At 48.7% G+C, this 3,616-nt stretch carries 2 protein-coding genes; both read right to left on the bottom strand.

Annotation, left to right across the window (positions count from 1 at the left end):
• Positions 1-483: 483 nt before the first annotated feature.
• Complete coding sequence (locus ACP5KC_RS09440) at positions 484-2,103, bottom strand: hypothetical protein (RefSeq protein ID WP_428287390.1); 1,620 nt, start codon at positions 2,101-2,103, stop codon at positions 484-486.
• 4 nt (positions 2,104-2,107) lie between these two features.
• The gene (locus tag ACP5KC_RS09435; RefSeq protein ID WP_428287389.1) at positions 2,108-3,514 is read right to left on the bottom strand and encodes a hypothetical protein; all 1,407 of its coding nucleotides are present in this window, start codon (positions 3,512-3,514) and stop codon (positions 2,108-2,110) included.
• Between the last annotated feature and the right edge of the window lie 102 nt (positions 3,515-3,616).

Here is a 3,616-nt window from a genome sequence, read left to right as displayed (position 1 = left end):
TAGAACCTCAAACACGTCGAGTAACCCTCCCGCAGAACGCGGATGATTCTTGCGTTACGCAAAAGATCAAGTTTGAGAATAGGGGGTTATATTCGATCTACGTTATGATTAGAGGACCTAAAGGAGAATTAGACAAAGGGAGACATGAAACCGGCTAATATCTATTGTGGACTGCCACTGTTTGGATTTTTATTGTCGGTTGACCGGAATGACTACTGAAGGATTGTTAATTCCTTGGAGAAAGTTATCATAAGGGATAAGTCTCTGGTGCTGGGAATACCTGTATTTGAGACACCGGTACCTCGCTCAGCTCCACTAGCCATAAAGGGTAAGGACATGACCTCTTACCTGATGTCGAACCTGCTCGCACCATTAAGCACTTTGAGTTAATTGATTCGATCAGGTACTATGTTATGAGGCAGGACCCAGACGGGATGAATCTAAGGGATGGTAAAAAGAATGGTGGGATTATGGGTATTGGTGCTAGCCTGCAAGTGGGAGCATGTGGAATGCGAGGTGCGGTATGCCTTCCCTTCTTAGCTTAAGCGTTAAGGTTCCAAGCACTATCCTCTTCAATACGTTTAGTAACTCGTTATCTAAATACGGGCAGTTTAGGGCGCCCCGCAACAGGAGGATGAGAGATCTATCTTTATCGTCCAGGGTGTCGACCGGCAACAGTATGACGTCTCTGCCAAGCCTCTTCATATCAACAACCCCCAACACGTTCTTCTCGTACGTTTTCCTTGGAGCTATGATGATCAGGTAGCGGAGCTCCGCCTCGCTGGGAATGCCCATCCCCACCAGCTTTCTTAGCTTATTCATCGAGCTGGACGTTACATAGCCTCTCTTATCGGTCTTCAGACTGTGAAGTACCAAGATTCTGGGCTCTTTTGACAAATCTACCGCGATTACGTCAACATCCAGCCTACGACCCCTCCCGTGTGTCTGACCCCCCGCAGGCTTTAATAGAGCGTTGACCGGCACGGATCTAGCCTCGGCGTCAGGCAGTAAATTGGCGGCATCCATTATGACCTGCTTGACTTCGTCTGCTTCCAAACTTCCCTTACCGCTACTCAGGCAACCATAGACCCGCTCAGCTCTATTCACTAGATCCTTTACCCTGCTATCGGTGAGGAATTTGTACAAGAGATCGGCAATGCCCTGCCCATTTAATGCTATGACAGTTTCCGTTGATGAATCGCTTGGCTTAAAACCACCCACAGGCCCTGTGTACTCTATGATAATTTTCTCATCTCTTCTAACTACTCTGGGCAGGCTTGATAGCGCGAGAAGTGCTAGTCCGCGCTTAAGCCTGGCAATTTCGTTAAGAAACGTGTCGCAACTACCTGCAGAGTTAATGGTATAGAATCTCGCTATTTCTTCTATAACATTTGCGAGATCGTCCACCTTGCTGAGCGATCGGAGGCTGGACCAGAAAGCATCAAGGTTGATCAGTGCGGCCCCCCTAAAGGTCTCAACTAGGCTACCCTTAAGATAGCTCCGCCCGAAACTTTCATATAATTTGTCGCGCGGGTTCTCGCCAAAGAAAGCTTCCGCGTATTGAGCCATCCCCAACTTCTCCCTTAAAAGGTACACTGCTGCGACCTTCTGACCTACAGTGCGCTCGCTCTGTGCGGCCACTATTAGCATAAGCCTTCCTGCATGCTTGAAAACGTTTGGAACTATGAAATCCTTAATATAGTCGAGCACCGTAACAGGAGCCTCAACTATATCGTCTAAGGCGATGGCCACCTTGTAGTTGCTATCTCCCTCAATTTTCTTTAAGGCGTCCTCGAATATGTCGGCTAGTTTACGTTCGGCATCTTGACCTTGTCCAAGATCTTGAGGACTCACATATCTAAAGTCCCAGCCAAGTTTTGTGAGATAGTACTTTGCATACCTTATAAATAGCGTTTTTCCGCAACCTCTCCCACCCAGTACGATTAATATGTTCTTGCCGAACGCGCCTCCTCTCTCGACGGCTTTAAATACCGGATTCTGGTCGAGAGCCCTTGAAAACAGCTCTTCTATCATTTTGAACGTGAGTCTTCCCAGTACTTTCTCAAGGAAGCTCTTAACAGCATCTTCGCATGCCTGACTCACGGATCTACACCTCCCACACCCTCCTGACCACAGCATTCAGATACCTAGGCCTCACGTAGATGGTGTCGTACTCCTCCATGGTTGGAGGTAGCTTCGCGGCTGTCCTCTTAGAGGCGACGACGTGCACCCCCTCGACTTTCGTGTGAATTAGGAGAGCTAGGGATGTGCTGATGCTCTTGTAGGGTGATTTAAGGCTCTCTTCCGGGCTTATGGGCCCCTTGAACTCTCCATACTCAGTATATCTCTTGATCCTTTCGTAGATCCCCGTATCCTTCCAGAACTGAAGGATCTCTCCCGCAAGCTCGTCTATGTCCACGCTGAAGTCTTCCATATCTCCCCCCTTATCTCTCTTTTTAGCAAGCCTTAGCAAGGCTACCAGCACATCAGCCGGGGTAACGGCAACAGTCTCTCTAGCCTCTATGCTGTACTGCATAAGTACGGGTGACAGCAGAATGAGGGCGGCTAAGGCCGACGCTGCGCCAGCATAAGCTCCGCTTCTCGGAGCTATCAGTAAGGGTATACCGAAGTTGACCCTCTTAGAGCTGACTAGCTTCTGAGCCTCAGAGATGTACACAGACGCTACGTAGGTGAGCACATCGCCATCGATGAACCATCTCCACTCTTGGGTGTTTTTAACTTTAACTCTAAACGTCTTAACGAACAAGATCGCGTTCTGAAGTTTGTTTATATACTGACCTCTAAGCTCGACACACCTACTGAGTAAGGCCTTGAAGATCTCGAACTTCGTATACTCATGATCAGGCTCGTGCCCTTCAATCTCTGAGAGAGTTTGCTCAGTCTCATCGACAAGCTTCTCCAATATCTCTTTCTTTGTGCGCACCAAGTAGTGGAACTTGAAGATAGCCTCAAATACTTTACTCTCCATCACCAGGTTGATCCACCAGACAAGCGGAGCGGTTTCGAGCACCTCTTCTTTAGACTTCCCAAGTACTTTCTTAACCAGCGTGGGACTAGAAGAGCTTTGAGCGCCTTCCTTACCAGTCTTAGCCTTAATAAGAGCATTGATGGTTCCGGCCAAGGCTCTTAGGTCAGTGTAGACCTCAGGGAGAAGCTCCCTCATCTCGAGCCCCGCTCTCTCGACTATCAGATGGCGCAGAGCAAGCAAGGCTATGAGCGCTCTCCAGGCTCTGTTCATCTTGTCCTCAGCTAAAGCCTCGCTAAGCCCCATACTTCCCCTATCGATGTGCTTATATACGTTCTTAAACTCGCTTATTACACGCCTTGGTGTCTCGAGCTTGTACATGCTGTATGTCGCGGTATTCTCGCCGAGATCTCCTGTTGAAGTGTAAATGGTTGCTTGTCTCTCAATCACTCTGTACCACTCATCATTGCTTATGAGAGGTTGCACGAAGGCCAAGTCTATGAATGGATCAGTCTCTATGTACTCCACAAGCCTCTTGCGCCCTCTGCGCTTCACAGCCCCAGTAACTTTCAGCTCTCCTCACCCCCTCCCCCCGCAAGTAAGAAAAACCTCCTCACACCGGATAAATTG

The sequence above is a fragment of the Infirmifilum sp. genome (assembly GCF_049970975.1).
Taxonomy (GTDB): domain Archaea; phylum Thermoproteota; class Thermoprotei; order Thermofilales; family Thermofilaceae; genus Thermofilum; species Thermofilum uzonense.
This window is presented reverse-complemented; position numbering and strand designations above follow the sequence as displayed.